The sequence below is a fragment of the Delftia sp. ZNC0008 genome, assembly GCF_000799035.1.
Lineage (GTDB): Bacteria > Pseudomonadota > Gammaproteobacteria > Burkholderiales > Burkholderiaceae_C > Comamonas > Comamonas tsuruhatensis.
Genome location: NZ_JTKZ01000302.1, coordinates 1 through 829 on the forward strand (window position 1 = coordinate 1; position 829 = coordinate 829).

Annotated in this window: 1 protein-coding gene; it reads right to left on the minus strand. The window is 70.9% G+C overall.

All coding sequences use genetic code 11. The features are described 5' to 3' along the window. Positions 1-327 precede the first annotated feature (327 nt). Positions 328-829: FecR family protein (locus L995_RS10260; RefSeq protein WP_047471394.1), on the minus strand; the 502-nt coding region annotated here is incomplete at its 5' end.

An 829-nucleotide genomic window follows, 5' to 3' on the forward strand; every position in this document is an offset into this window, starting at 1 on the left:
GAATTCCCTGCCTGCTGCTTCTTGCGCTCTCATTGCCACTCCGTTGCTGTGCCGTTGCACGGGCACGCGACGGGCAGGCCGCAGGCAGCCGTCGCGGGCGATCAGGAACCGCGTCGGACAAGCCATGCCAGCCCACCCGCGCATGCGCGTCAGGTGTTGCGGCCGTTGGCTGGGGCGTGAGGGACGAGCGCCCTCGGTGGTCCTTGGCTGGCAGCCGTGCGGGCCTGGAAAATCCACGCCCCTGCCCCTATAGAAGCCAAAACCGGTGCAAAGCTGGAACCTGGGGTTGGCCACCAATTTGAAACAAATTGTTTCACGTCCTTCGATTCATCCCCGCACGATCAGCCAACCTCCGCCGTTGCGCGGCTGCACGCGCACCGCAATCAAGGCCGGCAGCGCGCGCACAAAGCGCTCGGGCGCGGCCGTGGCCAGCAGGCCCGAGACACGCAGGCGGCCCAGCGACTCGTCGCCCAGCTCCACGGGCGCACCCAGATAGCGCGACAGCTCCTGCGCCACCTCCGCCAGCGGCGTGCCGCTGAAGCGCACCTGGCCCGTGCGCCAGTCGCCCACGCTGTCCGCATCGGCCACCACGGTGCTGTGCCGGCCGGCGCCGTCCACAGCCACGCCCGCGCCTGCCGCCAGCAGCAGGACATCGCCACCGGCCCGGTCACGCTCGGGCCGCAGCTGCACCTTGCCCTCCAGCACCTTCACCACCAGCCGCGGCGGCCCGGCGCGCACATTGAACGCGGTGCCCACCACCCGGACGCGGCTGGCGCCGGAGTCCACGGTGAAGGGCCTGTCCGGGCCGGGCGTGACCTCGAAGACGCGG